The following is an 18,700-nucleotide window of genomic DNA, read 5'->3' on the forward strand; positions in this document are numbered from 1 at the left end:
CAGGCGATTATCGCTCCCAGTCGACGATCGTCCAGCCGCGCTTCTTTGCCAGCGCCTTGAGCGGCCCGTGGGCATTGACCGCGAATGCTTCGTCGGCCCAGGCCAGCGCGGGCGCGTCCGAGACGTGATCGGAGTAGAAACGGATGTGCGCCGCACGGCGATCGATCTTCTCGGCGGCGAGCCAGGCCTGGATGGCGCGCAGCTTCGCGGGCCCATAGACATTGTCGCCCATCATCTTCGCGCCGAGCCAGCCGGCGTCGTCGAACTCCGATTCGGTGGCGATGACGTCATCAAAGCCGAGGCGGTGCGCGATCGAGGCGGCGTAGAAGCGATACGAGGCTGTCGCCATGACGAGCCGATAGCCGGCGGCGCGATCGGCCTCGATCTGCTCGCGCGCGCCCTGAAAGACGCCGCTCGCGACGACCCGATCGGCGAAGGCGGTTGCCGCGCGATCGACCGCTTCGGGCGCCAGCTTGCCGCCGAGCAGGAGCCGTTGCATCGTCTGCTTGAGCCCGGCGCGATCGACCAGCCGCGCGGTATAGCCGAGCATCGCGAACGCCACCGCGGGCGCGAGCAGCAGCCGCCAGGGCGCGTGACGGCGAGCGGTCGACAGCAGGAACGGTGTCCAGGTTGGCGCATGGGTGATCGTGCGATCCATGTCGTAGATGGCAAGCTTGGTCATGGCGCCGCCTTAGAGGCCGATGCGCCCGCGTGGAAGGGGCGGTGGCGGAGCGCGCAATCGTGTGGGCGCCGCGAAGTGCTTGCCGATCCAGCCACTTTGCACCATGGATGGCCGCGATGAGCGCAATGGCCGATTTCAGCGGGGAAGACGCAGGCGCATTGCGCTTCTCGGGCAGCTTGACGCTGGCGGGTCTGGGAGACCTGGCCGACCGGCTGCGCGATTATGACGGCGACGCGAAAACGATCGACCTGTCGGGAATCGACCATATCGATACCGTCGGCGCCTGGGTGATCCATCGCTTCGCCGAGGATAGCGGCGCCACGGTCGAGGGGCTGGGGCCGGATGCGCAGCACCTGCTCGAACAGGTATCGAAAGCCGACGAGCCGGTTGCGGTGCGGCCCGACTACGATTCGTCGTTCAAGCGCGTGCTCGGCGAGATCGGCGAGGCCGTCACCGAATCGGCGCGAACGCTCTACGGCCTGCTCGGCTTTCTCGGCGGGACCACGCTGGCGTTCATCCATGTCGCGCGGCATCCGTCGCGCTTCCGCTTCAATGCGACGGTGCACCGGTTCGAAGTGGTCGGCGTCTCGGCGCTCGGCATCATCGGGCTGATGAGCTTCCTGATCGGCATCGTCATCGCGCAGCAGGGCGCGGTGCAGCTCCGCCAGTTCGGCGCCGAGGCATTCACCATCAACCTGGTCGGGCGAATTACCCTGCGCGAGCTGGGTGTGTTGATGACGGCGATCATGGTCGCGGGGCGATCGGGATCCGCCTTCGCGGCGCAATTGGGCACGATGAAGCTGACCGAGGAAATCGACGCGATGCGGACGATCGGCGTGTCGCCGATGGAGGCGCTGGTGCTGCCGCGAACGCTGGCGACGGTGATCCTGATGCCGCTGCTCGGCTTCTATTCGTCGCTGGTCGCGATTATCGGCGGCGGGCTGTTGTGCTGGGCGTCGCTCGGCATCCCGCCGATCACCTTCATCGAGCGCATCCGCGAAGTGGTGCCGATCACCGATCTTTATGTCGGGCTGGTCAAGGCGCCGGTGTTCGGCGCGATCATCGGCATCGCGGGCTGTTTCCAGGGGATGCAGGTGGAAAGCGATGCCGAGCAGGTCGGCCTGCGCACCACGGCAGCGGTGGTGCAGGCTATCTTTCTGGTGATCGTGCTCGACGCCTTCTTCGCGGTGTTCTTCACCTGGATCGGGTGGATCTGATGGCGGACGACGATGATGACGTCATCATCCGCGTGCGCGGGCTGAAGACCAGCTTCGGCGAGCAGGTAATCCACGACGACCTCGACCTCGACGTGCACAAGGGCGAGATTCTGGGCGTGGTCGGCGGTTCAGGCACGGGCAAATCGGTGCTGATGCGCGCGATCGTCGGCCTGCAGACCCCCGACGCGGGCGAGATCACCGTGTTCGGCGAGCCGACGATCGGGCGCGAGGAGACCGAGGCGGTCGAGATTCGCAAGCGCTGGGGCGTGCTGTTCCAGGGCGGCGCCTTGTTCTCGACGTTGACGGTGGCGGAAAACGTGCAGGTGCCGATCCGCGAATTCTATCCCCAGATCGACCAGGGGCTGCTCGACCAGATCGCCGCATACAAGGTTGTGATGTCCGGCTTGCCCGCCGATGCCGGGCCGAAATTTCCCGCCGAGCTTTCGGGCGGCATGAAGAAACGCGCCGGCGTGGCGCGCGCGCTGGCGCTCGATCCCGAGCTGCTGTTCCTCGACGAGCCGACGGCGGGGCTCGATCCGATCGGCGCGGCGGCGTTCGACGAGCTGATCGCGTCGTTGCAGAAGACCCTGGGCCTGACGGTCTTCCTCATCACCCACGATCTCGATACGCTCTACGCGATCTGCGACCGGGTGGCGGTGCTCGCCGACAAGCGCGTGATCGGCGTCGGCACGATTCCCGAGTTGCTGGCGATGGACCATCCGTGGATCCAGGAATATTTCAACGGCCCGCGCGGCCGCGCCGCCACCGCGACGCTCGAGCGCGACCGTGAACGGCAAAAGGCAGGGACGAAAGACTGATGGAAACGCGTTCGAACCATGTCCTCGTCGGCGCCGTGGTGCTGATCCTGCTGCTCGTGCTGGCGCTGTTCACGGTGTGGCTGGCGCGGCTCGGCACCAGCGAGAACAAGGAATACGATATCTTCTTCAAACAGTCCGTCGACGGGCTCGCGAAGGGATCGCAGGTCGCTTATTCGGGCGTGCCATCGGGCCAGGTCAAGGACATTCAGTTGTGGAAGCCCGATCCGCAATATGTGCGCGTGCGCGTGGCGCTGAACGGTGGCACGCCGATCTTGCAGGGCACCACGGCGGCGATCCAGTCGAGCTTCACCGGCACCTCGACCGTGGCGCTCGACGGGGGCGTGAAGGGCGCACCGCCGATCGGCTGCCCGAAGGAAAATCCGGAGCGCGAATGCCCCTATGGCGTGCCGGTGATCCCGACCAAAACCTCGGGGCTCGGCGCGATCCTGAGTTCGGCGCCGCAGTTGCTCGAGCGCCTGTCGACGCTGACCGAGCGGCTGACCATCCTGCTCGGCGACAAGAACCAGGCGTCGATCGCGGGCATCCTGGCCAATACCAACCGGCTGACTGGCGCGCTGGCCGATCGCGCGCCGGAAATCGCCGCGACGCTCGCCCAGACGCGAGTCGCGATCCAGCAGGCGGGCGACGCGGCGCAGAAGATCGGCGATCTTGCCGAGACGACCAATGGCGTGCTGTCCGATGACGTCAAGCCGACGCTGGCCAATCTCAACGATGCGATCGTCTCGGCCAAGCAGAGCACCGAGACGCTCAATGCGGCGGTCCAGGACGCGCGGCCGGGCCTGCAGGACTTCTCCAAGCAGACGGTGCCCAACGTCAACGAACTGATCCGCAACCTGCGCGATATGTCCAAATCTCTGTCCGAGGTGTCGGAACGGATCAACCAGGGCGGCGCCAGCTCGGTGCTCGGCCCGCAGAAGCTTCCCGACTATAAGGGCAAGAAATGAGGCGCATCATCATGAAGAAGCCGATCCTGCTCGCCATGCTGGCGCCGGCCGTGCTGCTGTCCGGCTGCATCAGTTTCGGTGCCAAGCCGCCGCCCTCGCTGCTGACGCTCGATCCCGCGACACCCGCGCCTGTCGGCAAGGTGGAGACGGCGACGCCCGAGCATACGATGACGGTGAACGTGCCGGTGGTGCCGCAGGAACTCGCGGTACAGCGCGTGCCGGTGCAGGCGAGCGATACCTCGATCGCCTATGTCAAGGACGCGCAATGGGTCGAGCCGCCGGCCAAGCTGTTCGCGCGGCTGCTCGCCGACACGATCACGGCGAAAACCGACTGGGTGGTGCTCGGCAGCGAGCAGAGCCGGGTCGATCCGGGCACGCGGTTGTCCGGCGAATTGCGCAATTTCGGCATCGATGCCGGAACGCACGAGGCGGTGGTGACCTATGATGCGGCGCTGCTGCGCTCGGGCGCGTCATCGGTCGTCAAGCAGCGGTTCGAGGCGCGGGTGCCGGTATCCGAAATCGCGGCGGGGCCGGCCGGCATCGCGCTCAACCAGGCAGCCAATCAGGTGGCCGCCGAGGTGGCGGGCTGGGTCGGGCAGTAGTCGCGGGTCAGTCCGAAAAGCGGAAGCCGATCCACAAGGTCCGCGGCGTGCCGAGATCGATCGAGCCGCCCTGGTTGCGAGTGAGCACGGTTTCGTCGAACAGGTTTTCCGCGCGCGCAACGATGGCGAGATGGCGATTGACCGGCACGGCGGCGACCGCATCGACGGTGGTCGCGGCGGGCAACACCTCGGTTTCGCGATCGTCCTCAAATTGCTTGCCTATGTAGCGGACGGTTGCCGACAGGCTCGGCCCACGAACTGGTGCCCAGGCGAGCGTGGCGCTGGCGCTATGGCGCGGGCTTTGCGCGGGCGTCATGCCATCGAAGGCGCGGCCGGGGGCATGCACGATGCTGTGATCGTAAGCGTAGGACGCGGATAGCGAGACCGCGCCGAATTGCGCCCGCGCCGAGGCTTCGATCCCCCTGGCGACGATCGCATCGACGTTCTGACGCTGGAGCAGGTTGGTGCCGATCGTGACATTGGCGATCGCGTCGTCGAGGCGGTTGTAGAAGGCGGTGACGCCGAGGGTGACGCCGGCGAGGGGCGCGAAGTCCACGCCGCCCTCGACGCCCTTGAGGCGTTCCGGGGCGAGATCGGCATTGGCTTCGGTCGTCACCGGATAGACGGTGTAGGGGCGGTAGAGCTCGTTCAGCGTCGGCAGGCGGAAGCCGGTATAGGCCGCCGCGCGCAGATCGATCGCTGGGCCGGCATGGAGCAGCGCGCCGAGGCGGCCGGTTGCTCGGGTGCCGCCGCGATCGGCGAAATGCCGGTCGCTATCGACCGCGCCGGTTGCGCTCAGCTCATGATAGAAACCATTGGTGATCGTCCAGCGATCGATCCGTCCGCCGCCGGTGAGCACCAGCGGGCCGAGCGTCCAGTCATCCTCGATGAACGCGCCGATCGTCTCGCTGTCGCCGCCGGCGCGGCGGTAGGCGGTGGCGAGGCCGGTGGCGGCGCTATAGGGCTGTTCGTGCAGCGTGCCTTCGGCATGGCGCAGGTCCATGCCGAGCCGCAAGACGTGACCGGCGCCGACCGGCGGGCGCAGCTCGATCTTGCCGCCGAGCCCGGTGGCCGGCGTGTTGTGTTGATCGAGCACCAGCTTGTAGCTCGACGAGCTGATCACCTTGTTCGAGAAATTGCGCGCCTGGACATAAGCAAGCGCGTCGATCGCCCAGCGGCCGCGGTGGACGAGGCGGATGCTGGCGTCATTGGCTTCGGTGCTGCTGTCGGCGCCCTTGAAACGCAAGGTGCGATTGTCGCGATAAATGGCGGCGCGGGCCTGGATTTCGGTCTCGGCGTCGATCGGCGCGACGGCGCGGATGCTGGTCGTCCAATCCTCGTAGCGGGCCCGCGCGGTCGCCGGCACGCGCTGATCGGCGGGCGTGGTGTAGAAACCGTCGCCGCGATCATATTGGCCGCCGATCGAAACGTAACCGCCGCCGAGATCGGGCGAGAAGGAGCCGGTGAGCATCGTCGAATCGCGGCTGCCGTAGAAGGCGCTGGCTTCGTAGCGCAGCAGATCGGCGCGCGTCGCGCTGGCGAGCTCGATCGTCCCCGCGACGGCGCCCGCGCCGAACGCGCCGGTGCCGCCGCCGCGCGTCACGCGGACCGCCGACAGGCGATCGGGGACCAGCGCGTTGAACGGAATATAGCCGAAGAACGGATCAGCTTGGGGGACACCGTCGAGCAGCACCAGCGTCCGGCTGGTCGCATTGCCGCCGATCGCGCGCAGCGTGACGCCCTGCGCCGAGGGATTGGCGGAGCGGCTGTCCGAGCGGCGAAATTCCTGCAGGCCGGCGACATTCTGAAGCACGTCCTCGAGCCGGCCGCTGGCGCTGTTTTGCAGCCGGTCGCGGTCGATCAGAATGGTGCCGTAGGCCGGCGTGCCGGGCGGCAGCGGCAGGCCGGTGCCGAGCACGACGATCTCGGGCGTGGCCGACGCGTCTTGTGACTCCCGGGCAGCGGCCGGCGCGGCGATGACGCAGGCAGCCGCCAGCACCGATAGTCGGTGAGCGTGCGTGCGCGCCATGTGCTTCTCCTCGCGAGCGGTTCGATGGCTTTCACCTATCGGCGCTGACCGGCGCGCGAAAGCCCCGGCCTCACGCGCGGCGGCGGATCACGGCCAGTGCCAGCAGGATCAGGCCCGCGCTGAGCGTCGCTAGGCCGAACCAATCGAGAATGGCCTGGCCGATCGGCCGGGTGCGCGATGCGGCGAGCATCGAAAGAGCGAGCAGGATCGCGCCACAGACCGGCGCCGCTCGCCATGCCCTGCCGCCCGGCCTCAGCCGCACGCTGCGCGGCGTCGCATACATCGCGGCGGCGAGCGCGGCGAAGCCGAATAGCTGCAGCAGCATCGTCATGCCGCGACACGCCTTCGCGCCCACCAGGACGCCGCGAAGAACGCCAGGCCCGCGACGACCATCGTCAGGTCGCCGACGCGCAGCACCATGGTTCCGGCGCCGCGCGTCGCGATGTCCGCCAGCGGCAGCACCGTCCAGGCGAAACCGGCGACGGCGAGCAGCGCCGGCCAGGCAACCCGCCGCGGAAGCGCGAAGGCGAGAACCAGCGCCGCCGCCCAGATCGAATAGAGGCACGTCACCTCGGTCGCGGCGCGGTCGGCGCCGCCCAGCGGAAGCAGGCGGTTGGCCCAGAAATAGCCGGCGAAGGCGATCGGCGCGCCGGCGATCACGCCGATGTTGAGCCGCTCGACAAGGCGGTTGCAGAAGCCCAGCGAGGCGCGTTCGCGACGCTTGACGATCCACAATATCAGGCCGGTGGCGATGCCGCCGGTCAGCGCGAGGCCGCTGGCGAAATAGAGCCAGCGGATCAACGGATCGGCGAAGCGCGCCAGATGGAGGCCATAGACCACGTCATAGGCCTTCACCATCGCCCGGCCTTCGCGATAATCGGCGAGCACGCGGCCGGTGGTGCCGTCGAAGCTGATCGCCTCCGGGCTGGTGGCAATGCCGCCGTCGTCTGCCTGATAGACCAGCACCAGCGAGGCCGCGTCCTTCGGGTTGAGCACCGAGATCAGCCCGACGTGACCGCCGCCGAAGCGCCGCTCGGCCTCGGCGATCATCGGCGCGATCGGGGCGAGCGTGCCGGGCGTGCCGGCGGCGGCGCGGCTGATCGCGCCGGGAACGAGATCCTGGAAGGCGGCGGCGCTGTTATTGCCGTAAACCGCGTGCGCGCCCCACGGCATCGCCAGCGAGAACAAGGTGACGAGCCCGGTGAAGGTAATCATGATGTGAAACGGCAGCGCGAACACGCCGAGCGCATTGTGCGCATCGAGCCAGGCGCGTTGGCCACGGCCGGGGCGGAAGGTGAAGAAATCGCGGAAGATGCGGCGGTGAGCGATCACGCCGCTGATCAGCGCGAGGAGCATCGCCGCCGCGGCGGTGCAGGCGAGCAGGCGGCCCCAGGGGTAAGGAAGCTGCAGCTCGAAATGGAGGCGATAGAAGAACTCGCCGCCGCGCGTCTGCCTGAGCGCGGGCAGGCCGGAGACGGGATCGAGCGCGCGCAGCGTGTAATCGAGCCCGTGAAACCAGACCGCCTCGACCGTGTTGGTGCGCGGACCCGGCGCATAAAGGAACCAGGCACCCGCATCGCTCGCGTGTTTTTGCAGCCACCCCACCGCCGCGGCGACAGCCTGCGGAGCCGGCGCGCGATCACGCGTTTCGGGGCGCATCCATTCGCCGATTTCGGGGCGGAACACCGCAAGGCTGCCGGCGAGGCACATGACGTAGAGCACCCAGCCGAGCAACAGCCCCGACCAGCCGTGCAGCCAGGCCATCGTCTGGCGGACGCCCTCGCGAACCTTCACGCCGGCGGCCCCGCCAGCCACGCCAGCGCCGCCAGCAGCGCCGCCGCGATCAGAATGCCGGCCCAGGCGCGCGTGGCGCTGCGCGCGAGGAACGCCCAGATCGCGACGCCGGGCATGACGAAGAAGGCGAGCATGGTGCCGGGTAGCACCGCCTCGATGCGCGGCAGCGGCAACAGCCGCGCGATCGCCGCCGCGAACAGTGCCGCGACCCCATAGCCGCCGAGCACCGCCGCGGCGGTGCGCGCGGTGACGTTGGCGCGATACCGCCAGCCGCGCCGCGCCGCGCTCACCAATGCACGCCGATCGTTGCCTGCACGGTGCGGCGATTGCCGTACCAGCACCAGGCATATTGAGCGAAGCAGCTGGTGATGTAGCGCTTGTCGAACAGGTTGGTGGCGTTGACGCCGACTGTCACGCCGGCCAGCGCCTGGCTGACCTTCGCCAGATCGTATCGCATCGAGGCATCGAACACGGTGTAGGCGGGGGAGCGCAGCGCGCTGCTGGTGCCATCGGCATAGGTGAAGAAATCGGCATAGACGCTGTCGACGTGACGTACCGTGCCGCCGATCGCGAAGCCCGCGGCCGGGCCAGTTTTGGGTGCCCATTCGAGATTGGCCGAAACGCCGCCGCGGCCGGTGGTGTCGAGCGGGCGACCGATGTGTTCCGCCACGGCGTCGTCGAGCACCTTGACGTTCTGGCGGCTGAACGCGACGCGGGCGTTGAAGCCATAGGGCAGCGATCCGCTCGCCTCGATCTCGACCCCGCGCGAGCGTACGCGGCCGGCCTGGTGATAGCTGAACGCATTGTCGGGCACCGCGACGTTGGTCTGGTGGATATCGAACCAGGCGCCGGTGAGCAGGATGTTGGTGCCGGGCACCTGATATTTGGCGCCCGCCTCGATCTGCTTGCCAAGCGACGGCTTGGCCAGCGAGCCATCGGACAGCACGCTGGCCTGCGGCTCGAACGAAGTCGAGTAGCTGACATAAGGCGCGATGCCGATCGCGGTCTTGTAGAGCGCCGCGGCGCGCCAGGTGAATTTGTGGTTGTGCTGGATCTGCGTGCCGTCGGTCTGGCGGGTCCAGTCCTGCCGGCCGCTCAGCGTGACGCGCAGGTCGCCGAGCGCGATCTGGTCCTGCGCGTAGATGCCCTGCTGGCGCTGGTGGGTATCGATGAAGCTCGGCGTGACGATGCCGTCGTCATAAGGCGGGCCGTAGCCGGGCACGTCATAGGGTGCGCGCGGGGTGGGCATGGTGCCATAGACGGGATCGAATACGTCGATCGGCGTGGCAGTGCCGAACGCGTAGAGCTCGGCCGAATGCGCGACCTGGCGATCGACGCCGATCAGCACTTGATGATGCAGCGGACCCGTGTCGAACCGCCCGGTGAGCTGGTTGTCGTAGGTCCAGTCGTTGAGCTGTTCGCGCGTCGCATAAGAGGCGCGGTTGTAGAGAGTGGGCGCGGGATCGGTCGGGTCGACCGGCGTGCCGCTGGTGTAGACGATGCCGAGCCGGCTTTTGACATATTGATAGCGGCCCGACGAGCGGAACGCCCAGCCGCCGCCGAAATCGTGCCGGAAGATATAGGTCAGCCCGAATTGTTCGCGCGAGAAGAAGTCGCCGGGCTCGCCACCGTAGAATTTGGTCGAGATGCGTCCGGCGGGATTGTCGATCAGCGTGCCCAGCGCGGGAAAGACGCCGTAATTGCCGTTATACGGATCGTGCGAATAGGCGGCGAGAACGGTGAAGCTGGTGCGGCTGCCTGCGCCAGCGGTGCCGGCGGCGGAGATCGTCTCGCGGCGGCGCTTGCCGAAACGCTGCTGATCGTCGGAGCCATTGACGCTGCCGTAGACGCGCCACAGCTCGCCATCGCCGAACCGCCCGCCCATATCGGCATCGAGGCGATAGAGATTGTAGGTGCCATAGGTGCCCGACGCCGCGCCGTAGAACGACCGATCGAGCGGCAGCTTGCTCTCCTCGTCGACGAAGCCACCGGGGCTGGAGGCGCCGTAGAGCGCGGAGGCCGGGCCCTTGACCACCTCGATACGATCGAGCCGCGAGACGTCGACCTGTGGCACGGCATAGCCGCTGGCGCTGGAGAACATGCGAAGGCCGTCGAGATAGACCGGCGCGTCGAACCCGCGCAGCTTGAACTGGTCGTAGACCTCGGCCGAAGCGCCGCGCGTTTCCGGCGTGACGCCGGCGACATAGCGCAGCGCCTGGTTGAGATTGTGCAGGCCGAGATCGGCGATCATCGACGAATCGATGACGCTGATCGATTGGGGGGTTTCGGCAAGCGGCGTGTCGCTCTTGGTGCCGCTGCTCGCCTCGGTGACGGGGCGCTGACCGGTGACGACGATATCGCTGGCCTGTTGCGGGGCACCTTCGGGGGGCAGCGGCTCGCTGGCCACCGCCGAACCGGAAAGCAGGGCGGCGGTGCCGGCGAACAAGGCGATGCGGTGGCGGCGAATGAACATGGCGACTCCCTTTGCAATGCCCGCGCTGCTAACGAGAATGAGAACGATTCGCAACATGAAGATAGGCTTGCCCTGGCGAAACGCGTTCGATGCAGAGAGCTCTCACGCGATGATGCACGCGATCGGCCGCTCGCGTTTGTAGCGACAGGGCAGATTATCTCGGGCGGGCGGCGCCGACGGTAGCAGGTGGGCGCGGGAGAGCGGCTGGAGCGGGTAGCGGGAATCGAACCCGCGTATTCAGCTTGGAAGGCTGCTGCACTACCATTGTGCTATACCCGCTCGACAAGCCGACGCGCGACGTAGCGCGGCTGTCGCCGCCGCGCAAGCTTCACGGGTTGCTTACCATTGCGGCCTATGGCTCAAGCCATGTTCTACGACCGCTTCCTCGCCAAACAGGCGCGCGCCGCCGATCCACGACCCAGGTCGGCGGTAAGCCACGGCGCGGGTATCGCGGGGATGGCCGGCCTGCTCGCCTGGACCGCCGTCTCGCTGGTTTACGGCATGGACGGGCCTTATTCGGCGATGGTCAACGTGCTGGCGTGCGGCGTACCGATGGTGGCCTGGTCGCTGGTGGTCGACAAGGTGCATCGCAACGCCTCGACCGGAATCGATTGGGCGATGCGGCGGCCGTGGCGCGAGAGCCTCGACATCAGCTTCGTGAAGCTCGCGGGATTGTGGGCGACCTGGGCGCTGATCGGCGTCGCCTACGGCACGATCCGGGCCTATTGGACCGGGCCTTTCCTGTTTTCGATGTGGTGCTTCGCGTGGAGCGCACCGGCGCTGTTCGTGCTGTCGATCCCCTATGTGCTGTGGCTCGATCGGCGGCTGATCGAGCCGAAGGACGGCGCCTGGGCGTTCGGCGCATGGCTGACGGGCACCGCGAAGCCGCCCGCCGAGCATCTCTATGCGCACCTGCGCAGCTGGACGGTGAAAGGCTTCTTCCTCGTCTTCATGCTGGCGATCGTGCCGCCCAATTTCCAGAGCGTGATCGATACGCCGTTCGCGCTCGGCGATCCGGTGGTGCTGGCGACGTGGTTGATCCGCTTCATGTTCCTGGTCGACGTCGCCTTCGCGACGGTCGGCTATCTGCTGACGATGCGGCCGTTCGATTCGCACATCCGATCGGCCAATCCGTTCGCGGCGGCGTGGATGGCGGCGCTGATCTGCTATCCGCCGTTCATCATGATGGATGACGGCGGGCCGCTCGATTATCGGGTGGGGACGCAGGACTGGAGCGTCTGGTTCGCCGGGCACGAGGCGATCCTGTGGCCGCTGGCGATCGCGCTGGTGGCGCTGACCGTGCTCTATGCCTGGGCGACGGTGGCGTTCGGACTGCGTTTCTCGAACCTCACCAATCGCGGCATCCTGACGCATGGGCCCTATGCGATCTCGCGGCATCCGGCCTATCTCGCCAAGAATTTGTTCTGGTGGCTGTCGTCGGTGCCGATCCTGACGACGGGGTCGATCGTCGACGCCGCGCGCGCGACGATCCTGATGGCAGTGGTGAGCGGCGTCTATTATTGGCGTGCGCGCACCGAGGAGCGGCACCTGAAGCTCGATCCCGATTACGTCGCTTATTGGGAATGGATGGAGCGCAACGGACCGGTGCCGCGGTTTTTCGCCTGGGTGTTCGGGCGGTCGCAGGCTGACGCGCCAGCGGATGTGCCGGAGATCCCGTCAGCCAAGGTTGAAGCCGCCTGATCCTCCTTTGCCGGCCGGCCGCTGGCGACTATGTTCTTGCCGATGAAGATGATCGGCTTGATCGGGGGGATGAGTTGGGAAAGCTCGGTTGAATATTACCGGATTCTCAATCGTGGTGTGAGAGACCGATTGGGACCGTCTGTCTCTGCGCGGTGTCTGCTTTGGTCTTTTGACTTTTCGGAGATCGAGCAACTGCAGCACAGCAATGACTGGGTGGGCCTCGGACAGCGCCTGGCCGACGCCGCCCGGCATCTCGAAGCGGCCGGGGCCGACGCGCTGTTGATCTGTACCAACACGATGCATCGGGTGGCCGACGACGTGGAACAGGCGGTATCGATCCCGTTGTTGCATATCGCTGACCCGACGGCGGCGCGGATTCGGGCCGAAGGCTACCGAAGAGTGGGCCTTCTCGGGACCGCGTTCACCATGGAGCAGGATTTCTACACGGGCCGACTACGCGAGCGTCACGGACTCGATGTCCTGGTTCCCGACGCACCGGATCGAGAGGCGGTTCATCGCATCATCTATGACGAACTGGTCGCCGGCCGACTCGAGCCGGCATCGCGGGCAGTATTTCGCGAGGTGATTGGTCGGCTCATCACCGCTGGCGCAGAGGCAGTGATCCTGGGCTGCACCGAGATCATGCTTCTGGTGCGCCCTGAAGATAGCGCAGTCCCGCTGTTCGACACCACCGAAATCCATGCCGAGGCGGCGATCGCGGTCGCGCTCGACCAGGATCAGAACCGCGTCTCTTCGTAGATTTTGCAGACGTTGCCGTCCCACGGGCCGGCATATTTGTCGAGCAGCACTTGCGCCGGGACTTTGCCGGTGCGGACGATGTCGCGCAGCGGCTCGAGGAAGCCGGTTTCGTTGTCGCCCGAGGAATTGAGGCGCGCGCGGGCGGAGAGGCCGGCCGCGGCGATGTCGAGCACCTCGCCGGCAATGTCACGGAGCTTGCCGCCGCCGGGGATCGGCGCGTCGAGCGCGAGCTTGGGGACGGCGTTGCGCAAGGCCTCGCGTTCTTCCATCGACCAGTCCTTGACCATGTCCCACGCGGCGTCGAGCGCGCCATCGTCGTAGAGCAGGCCGACCCAGAGCGCCGGGAGCGCACAGATGCGGCCCCACGGACCGCCATCGGCGCCGCGCATTTCGAGGAAGGTCTTGAGGCGCACCTCGGGGAAGGCGGTCGAGAGGTGGTCGTTCCAGTCGTCGAGCGTCGGCAGCTCGCCGGGGAGAGCCGACAATTTGCCCTCAAGGAAATCGCGGAACGAGAGGCCGGCGGCGTCGATATAGGTGCCGTCGCGATAGACGAAATACATCGGCACATCGAGCGCGTAATCGGCATAGCGTTCGTAGCCGAAGCCATCCTCGAACACGAAGGGCAGCATGCCGGTGCGCGCCGGATCGGTGTCCGACCAGATATGGCTGCGGAACGAAAGGAAGCCGTTGGGCTTGCGCTCGGTGAACGGCGAGTTGGCGAACAGGGCGGTGGCGAGCGGTTGCAGCGCGAGGCCGACGCGGAACTTCTTCGCCATGTCGGCTTCGGACGAATAGTCGAGATTGACCTGGATCGTGCAGGTGCGCAGCATCATGTCGAGCCCCAGGGTGCCGACGCGCGGCATGTGGCGCAGCATGATCTGGTAACGGCCCTTGGGCATCAGCGGCAGATCGGCGCGCGCCTTGTCCGGCCACATGCCGAGCCCGAGGAAACCGAGGCCGAGCTTGTCGCCGACAGCTTTCACCTGTTCGAGATGGCGGGCCGCCTCGGCGCAGGTCTGGTGCAGATTGTCCAGCGGGGCGCCGGAAAGCTCGAACTGGCCGGCCGGTTCCAGGCTGATCGTGCCGTCGGGGCCGGCGAGCGCGATGACGTTGCCGCCTTCCTCGATCGGGCGCCAGCCGAACTCGGTAAGACCAGTCAGCAGGTCGCGAATGCCGCCTGGCTCGTCATAGGAAGGCGCGTGGAGATCGCGGGTCGAATAGACGAACTTCTCGTGCTCGGTGCCGATGCGCCAGCGGTCCCTGGGCTTTTCGCCCCTGGCGAAGCTCTCGATGAGTTGCGACCGGTCGGTGATGACCGCTGCGTGAGTGTCCGTAACGGTCTTCGTCGTCATGGGCCGGGATGTAGGAAAGATGAACGGGCGGCGCTAGGGCGCCGTGCGTTAAATCGGTCACGTTCGCCCTGAGCCTGTGGAAGGGCGAGGTCGCGAGGGCGTGCTTCGACAAGGTCAGCACGAACGGAGATAGTGGAAAGCGTCGCCCTACCAATCCCCCGCCGCCGCCATCCACAACGCGACGGCGGCGGCAGCGGCGGTGTCGGCGCGCAGGATACGGGGGCCGAGCGTGATGCCGATCGCTTGCGGCAGCGCGCGGATCGCCTCGCGTTCGGACGCGTCGAAGCCGCCTTCGGGGCCGATCAGGATCGCCGCGGGGCCGGCATGGGCGCGCATCGCCGCGAGCGCGGGGGCGCCGCCCATCTCGTCGGCGAAGAACAAGGCGCGGTCGGCGGGCCAATCGTCGAGCAAGGCGGGCAGCTTGACCGGCTCGGCAAGCCGGGGGAGCGCGGTGCGGCCGCATTGCTCGGCCGCCTCGATCATGTGCGCGCGCAGGCGATCGGTCTTGAGCTTGTCGACCACCGCACGCCGGGTGAGGACGGGAATAAGGCGAGCGACGCCGAGCTCGCAGGCCTTTTCCGCCATCCAGTCGACCCGGCCCTTCTTGAGCGGGGCGGCGCAAAGCCAGAAATCGGGGACGGGCTCGCGCTCACGCAAGCGATCGGTGACGTCGACGACAAGGTCGCGCTTGTTGACGGTCGCGGCGACGGCGAGCCATTCGCCGGTCTCGTCATCGAATAATTTGACCGGATCGCCGGCCTTCAGCCGCATCACCGAGATCAGATAATGTGCAGCGGGCCCGTCGATACGACGCGAGCCCGGTGCGAGCGTGGCCTCGACGAACAGGCGCGGCGTCGATTGTGGTGGCCAGGCGGGAGTAGCGATCATGGGCGCCGCTTATCACGCCCGAGGAGCCGTCGCGCCAGCTTGAACACGACAAACAATGCCGCCGCGCCGGCGGCGACCTCAATCGTCGTCCAGAACGCGATCCCGAAGATCGCGTAGAGCAGGGCTTCGAAAAATCGCCCGATCGCGACCGACAGGTGAACCACGCAGCCTGCGGTAGCGCCCTATCGGCCGAGCGCAACCCCGCGGTAGCGGCGCGCGCCAAGCCGGATTGCCGTTCATGGGCCCGGACCCTAGACGGGCAGACATGAACGCGACCGAGATCGTCCCCGATTCCGAGCATCGCGGCCTGGTCGGCCGACTGCCCGCCCGCTTGCGAAACTATGCGCTGCTCGCCCGGTTCGATCGCCCGATCGGCTGGTGGCTGCTGTTCTGGCCGGGGGCCTGGGCCGTGGCGCTGGCGGGCGGGGCGGTCGCGCGCTGGCCGCTGATCCTGTGGCTACTCGCCGGTGCAATCGCGATGCGCGGCGCGGGATGCGTCTATAACGACATCGTCGATCGCGATCTCGACCGGCAGGTCGAGCGGACGCGGGCGCGGCCGGTGGCGAGCGGCGCGGTGTCGGTGAAGGCGGCGTGGGGCTGGTTGCTGATCCTCTGCCTGATCGGGCTGGTGGTGTGGCTGCAACTCGGCACGCTGGCGAAGATCGTCGCGATCGCCAGCCTGGCGCCGGTCGCCGCGTATCCGTTCATGAAGCGCATCACCTGGTGGCCGCAGGCGTGGCTGGGCCTGGTCTTTTCCTGGGCCGCGCTGGTCGGCTGGACGGAGATCGCGGGATCGATGCACTGGCCGCTATGGCTGCTCTATGCGGGCTCGATCTGCTGGGTGATCGGGTATGACACGATCTATGCGTTGCAGGATCGCGAGGACGACGCGCTGATCGGCGTGCGGTCCTCGGCGCGGCGAATGGGCGCACATGTCCGCGGCGGCGTTTCGCTCTTCTATCTCGGCGCGCTGACGTGCTGGGGCGGGGCGTTCTGGCTCGTCCGGCCCGATCCGCTCGCGCTCGTCGCATTGCTGCCGATGGCGGTGCACCTCGCCTGGCAGGTGACGACGCTGACCATGGACGACGGCGGCTCGGCGCTCGATCGTTTTCGGTCGAACCGGTTTGCCGGCCTGCTGATGTTCGCCGCCTGCTTCGTCGTCGGCACGACGCTTTGACGAAAGCGCCGCCGGCGCCGTTTCGAACAAAGACTCGCGCGCACGGCTTCCATGCGGCGGATGCAGACCCTAAGTCGCGTCGATGAAATCAGTCGATCAAGCCCGTAGCTTCGCCCAGGATATCGTTTCGCGCGCCATCGCCGCCGGCGCGGATGCCGCCGATGCGATGGTCTCCAACCATGCCTCGCTCAACGTCTCGGTACGGCTCGGCGCGCTCGAGGATGTCGGGCGGTCCGAAGGCGAAGACCTGAGCCTGCGCGTGTTCGTCGGCAAGCGGAATGCCAGCGTCGCGACTTCCGATTTCGCTTCGGCCGCGCTCGACGAGCTGGTTGCGCGCGCCGTTCGCATGGCGAAGGAGGCGCCCGAGGACAAATGGGCCGGGCTCGCGCCCGAGGAGCGCCTGCTGCGCGGCACGCCGCCGCAGCTCGATATCGATGATGGCGGTGTCGTCGCGCCCGAGGATCTGCGCGAGCGCGCGCTGGAGGCGGAGGACGCCGCGCGCGCCATCGACGGCGTCACCAACAGCGAGGGCGCGGGCGCCAGCGCCAGCCGCGCGGTGATGGCGATTGCCACCAGCCATGGCTTTGCCGGCGGCTATGCGGCGACGAGCTATGGCATCCATGCCAGCGTGCTCGCTGGCAAGGCGGGCGGGATGGAGCGCGATTACGCGCACCACGCCGCGCGCCACCTGCGGCATCTGGAAAGCGCCGCGGCGATCGGCGCGCGTGCCGGGGAGCGCGCGGTGCGGCGGCTCGATCCCGCACGCGTGCCGAGCGGCGCGATGCCGGTGGTGTTCGATCGCCGCATCGGCGGCAGCCTGCTCGGGCATCTGGTCGGCGCGATCGCCGGGCCGGCGATCACCCGCAAGACCAGCTTCCTGCTCGACGCGATGGGCGAAGCGATCTTTCCCGAGATCGTCACCGTGCGCGATGATCCGCACCGCCCGCACGGGCTGCGCTCGCGCCCGTTCGACGGCGAGGGGCTGGCGGTGCTGCCGGTCGCGCTGATCGAGGCGGGGCATCTGGAGACCTGGCTGCTCGACAGCGCCTCGGCACGCCAGCTTGGCCTGGAGCCGACCGGGCATGGCGGGCGCGGCGGCGGCGTTTCGGCGAGCAACCTCTATATGGACGCGGGCAATGTGTCGGTCGAATCGCTGATCGGCGATGTCGAGCGCGGCGTGTGGGTGACCGAATTGATCGGCCAGGGCGTCAACCTGACGACCGGCGATTATTCGCGCGGCGCCTCCGGCTTCCTGATCGAGAACGGCAAGATCACGCGGCCGATCGCCGAGTTCACCGTCGCGGGCAATCTCAAGACGATGTTCGCCGGCCTGACGCCCGCCAACGACCTTGAATTCCGCTACGGGATCAATGTGCCGACGCTGAGGATCGACGGGATGACGGTTGCCGGTGACTGATCTGGCCGCTCCGGTTGCCGCGGTCGCCGCCGAAGCGGGGGCGCTGGCGATGAAGCGGTGGCGAACTGACTTTAAGCGCTGGGAAAAGACGCCGGGCCATCCGGTGTGCGATGTCGACCTGGAGATCGACGGACTGTTGCGCGAGCGGTTGACCGCGCTCGATCCCGAGGCGGGGTGGCTGTCGGAGGAGACCGTCGACAATGCGGATCGGCTCGGCTGCCGCCGCGTCTGGGTGGTCGATCCGATCGACGGGACGCGCGATTACCTGCGCGGCCGCGAAGGCTGGGCGGTATCGGTGGCGCTGATCGAGGATGGCCAGCCGGTGATCGCGGTGCTCGATTGTCCGCCGCGCGCCGCGGTGTTTCGCGCCGTGGCGGGGCAGGGCGCGACGCTCAACGGCGGGCGCATCCGCGCTGCCTCGCGCACCGAGCTGGCGGGCGCGCGCGTGCCGACCGAGGCGCTGCCCAAGGCCGATCGCGACCTGACGACGGTCTATCGGCCCAATTCGATCGCGCTGCGCATCGCGATGGTCGCGGCGGGCGAGGCCGATCTGGTGGCGACGCTGCGCTGGGGCCATGAATGGGACATCGCCGCCGCCGTGCTGATCGCGCGCGAGGCCGGCGCGGAGATCAGCGACGCGCTGGGCCAGCCGCTCGCGTTCAACACGCGGCGCGCGGAGGCATTCGGTGTGCTGGCAACATCGCGTGGGCTGCACGACGCGGCCGTCGACCGGCTGCGCGAGCGGGCGGCGACGGCGTCGCGGCGGTGATTGGCTATGGTGTTAAGGAGTTAGAGCACGGGTCGGCACGGTAGCTTTCACCCCAAT

Annotated in this window: 18 protein-coding genes and 1 tRNA gene; 9 read left to right on the forward strand and 10 right to left on the reverse strand. The window is 67.6% G+C overall.

Annotation, left to right across the window (positions count from 1 at the left end):
- Positions 1 to 7 precede the first annotated feature (7 nt).
- Positions 8 to 682, reverse strand: coding sequence for an HAD family hydrolase (locus K7G81_RS01805; RefSeq protein ID WP_223029023.1), 675 nt, complete (start codon positions 680 to 682; stop codon positions 8 to 10).
- A gap of 116 nt (positions 683 to 798) precedes the next feature.
- Between K7G81_RS01805 and K7G81_RS01810 the strand changes: the two genes are divergently transcribed.
- From K7G81_RS01810 to K7G81_RS01825, 4 genes are read left to right on the forward strand one after another with little or no spacing between them, the layout of a single operon-like run.
- The gene (locus K7G81_RS01810) at positions 799 to 1,899 is read left to right on the forward strand and encodes an ABC transporter permease (protein ID WP_223029024.1); all 1,101 of its coding nucleotides are present in this window, start codon (positions 799 to 801) and stop codon (positions 1,897 to 1,899) included.
- Positions 1,899 to 2,717, forward strand: coding sequence for an ABC transporter ATP-binding protein (locus K7G81_RS01815; RefSeq protein ID WP_223029025.1), 819 nt, complete (start codon positions 1,899 to 1,901; stop codon positions 2,715 to 2,717). The genes K7G81_RS01810 and K7G81_RS01815 overlap by 1 nt, the downstream gene beginning before the upstream one ends.
- Positions 2,717 to 3,682 (forward strand): MlaD family protein, encoded by a 966-nt coding sequence (locus K7G81_RS01820; protein WP_223029026.1) that lies wholly within the window; start codon positions 2,717 to 2,719, stop codon positions 3,680 to 3,682. Before K7G81_RS01815 ends, K7G81_RS01820 begins: the two co-directional genes overlap by 1 nt.
- Positions 3,683 to 3,693: 11 nt before the next feature.
- Positions 3,694 to 4,284: an ABC-type transport auxiliary lipoprotein family protein gene (locus tag K7G81_RS01825; RefSeq protein WP_223029027.1), complete on the forward strand. Its 591-nt coding sequence runs from the start codon at positions 3,694 to 3,696 to the stop codon at positions 4,282 to 4,284.
- Between the two features lie 7 nt (positions 4,285 to 4,291).
- Here the strand turns inward: K7G81_RS01825 and K7G81_RS01830 are convergent, their stop codons facing one another.
- From K7G81_RS01830 to K7G81_RS01855, 6 genes are all read right to left on the reverse strand, one after another.
- The gene (locus K7G81_RS01830; protein ID WP_223029028.1) at positions 4,292 to 6,313 is read right to left on the reverse strand and encodes a TonB-dependent receptor plug domain-containing protein; all 2,022 of its coding nucleotides are present in this window, start codon (positions 6,311 to 6,313) and stop codon (positions 4,292 to 4,294) included.
- Between the two features lie 70 nt (positions 6,314 to 6,383).
- The gene (locus tag K7G81_RS01835; RefSeq protein ID WP_223029029.1) at positions 6,384 to 6,644 is read right to left on the reverse strand and encodes a DUF3325 family protein; all 261 of its coding nucleotides are present in this window, start codon (positions 6,642 to 6,644) and stop codon (positions 6,384 to 6,386) included.
- A complete protein-coding gene (locus K7G81_RS01840) occupies positions 6,641 to 8,128 on the reverse strand; it encodes a PepSY-associated TM helix domain-containing protein (protein ID WP_369412005.1) in 1,488 nt (495 codons plus the stop codon). Before K7G81_RS01840 ends, K7G81_RS01835 begins: the two co-directional genes overlap by 4 nt.
- Positions 8,104 to 8,397, reverse strand: a complete 294-nt coding sequence (locus K7G81_RS01845; RefSeq protein WP_369412006.1) for a DUF3649 domain-containing protein — start codon at positions 8,395 to 8,397, stop codon at positions 8,104 to 8,106. Before K7G81_RS01845 ends, K7G81_RS01840 begins: the two co-directional genes overlap by 25 nt.
- A complete protein-coding gene (locus tag K7G81_RS01850; protein WP_223029031.1) occupies positions 8,394 to 10,580 on the reverse strand; it encodes a TonB-dependent siderophore receptor in 2,187 nt (728 codons plus the stop codon). Before K7G81_RS01850 ends, K7G81_RS01845 begins: the two co-directional genes overlap by 4 nt.
- A gap of 205 nt (positions 10,581 to 10,785) precedes the next feature.
- Positions 10,786 to 10,859: transfer RNA gene (locus K7G81_RS01855), tRNA-Gly, on the reverse strand.
- A gap of 87 nt (positions 10,860 to 10,946) precedes the next feature.
- Between K7G81_RS01855 and K7G81_RS01860 the strand changes: the two genes are divergently transcribed.
- Both K7G81_RS01860 and K7G81_RS01865 read left to right on the forward strand, forming a co-directional pair.
- Positions 10,947 to 12,281, forward strand: a complete 1,335-nt coding sequence (locus K7G81_RS01860) for a methyltransferase family protein (RefSeq protein ID WP_223029032.1) — start codon at positions 10,947 to 10,949, stop codon at positions 12,279 to 12,281.
- Between the two features lie 42 nt (positions 12,282 to 12,323).
- A complete protein-coding gene (locus K7G81_RS01865; RefSeq protein WP_223029475.1) occupies positions 12,324 to 13,040 on the forward strand; it encodes an aspartate/glutamate racemase family protein in 717 nt (238 codons plus the stop codon).
- Here the strand turns inward: K7G81_RS01865 and K7G81_RS01870 are convergent.
- The 3 genes from K7G81_RS01870 to K7G81_RS01880 all read right to left on the reverse strand — a co-directional run bounded on the left by K7G81_RS01870 (position 13,019) and on the right by K7G81_RS01880 (position 15,444).
- On the reverse strand, positions 13,019 to 14,392 hold the full coding sequence (locus K7G81_RS01870; protein WP_223029033.1) for a glutamate--cysteine ligase: 1,374 nt from the start codon (positions 14,390 to 14,392) through the stop codon (positions 13,019 to 13,021). The genes K7G81_RS01865 and K7G81_RS01870 overlap by 22 nt on opposite strands.
- A 147-nt stretch (positions 14,393 to 14,539) precedes the next feature.
- Entirely contained in the window at positions 14,540 to 15,280 is a 741-nt protein-coding gene (locus K7G81_RS01875) for a 16S rRNA (uracil(1498)-N(3))-methyltransferase (protein ID WP_223029034.1), read from the reverse strand.
- A complete protein-coding gene (locus K7G81_RS01880) occupies positions 15,277 to 15,444 on the reverse strand; it encodes a hypothetical protein (protein ID WP_223029035.1) in 168 nt (55 codons plus the stop codon). The genes K7G81_RS01875 and K7G81_RS01880 overlap by 4 nt, the downstream gene beginning before the upstream one ends.
- 101 nt (positions 15,445 to 15,545) lie before the next feature.
- Here K7G81_RS01880 and ubiA point away from each other — a divergent pair, with 101 nt between their 5' ends.
- The 3 genes from ubiA to K7G81_RS01895 all read left to right on the forward strand — a co-directional run bounded on the left by ubiA (position 15,546) and on the right by K7G81_RS01895 (position 18,643).
- Positions 15,546 to 16,457, forward strand: a complete 912-nt coding sequence (gene ubiA, locus K7G81_RS01885) for a 4-hydroxybenzoate octaprenyltransferase (protein ID WP_223029036.1) — start codon at positions 15,546 to 15,548, stop codon at positions 16,455 to 16,457.
- Between the two features lie 82 nt (positions 16,458 to 16,539).
- A complete protein-coding gene (locus tag K7G81_RS01890; RefSeq protein WP_223029037.1) occupies positions 16,540 to 17,874 on the forward strand; it encodes a TldD/PmbA family protein in 1,335 nt (444 codons plus the stop codon).
- A complete protein-coding gene (locus tag K7G81_RS01895) occupies positions 17,867 to 18,643 on the forward strand; it encodes a 3'(2'),5'-bisphosphate nucleotidase CysQ (protein WP_223029038.1) in 777 nt (258 codons plus the stop codon). Before K7G81_RS01890 ends, K7G81_RS01895 begins: the two co-directional genes overlap by 8 nt.
- Positions 18,644 to 18,700: the final 57 nt, after the last annotated feature.

Source organism: Hephaestia mangrovi, assembly GCF_019880555.1.
Classification (GTDB): domain Bacteria; phylum Pseudomonadota; class Alphaproteobacteria; order Sphingomonadales; family Sphingomonadaceae; genus Sphingomonas; species Sphingomonas mangrovi.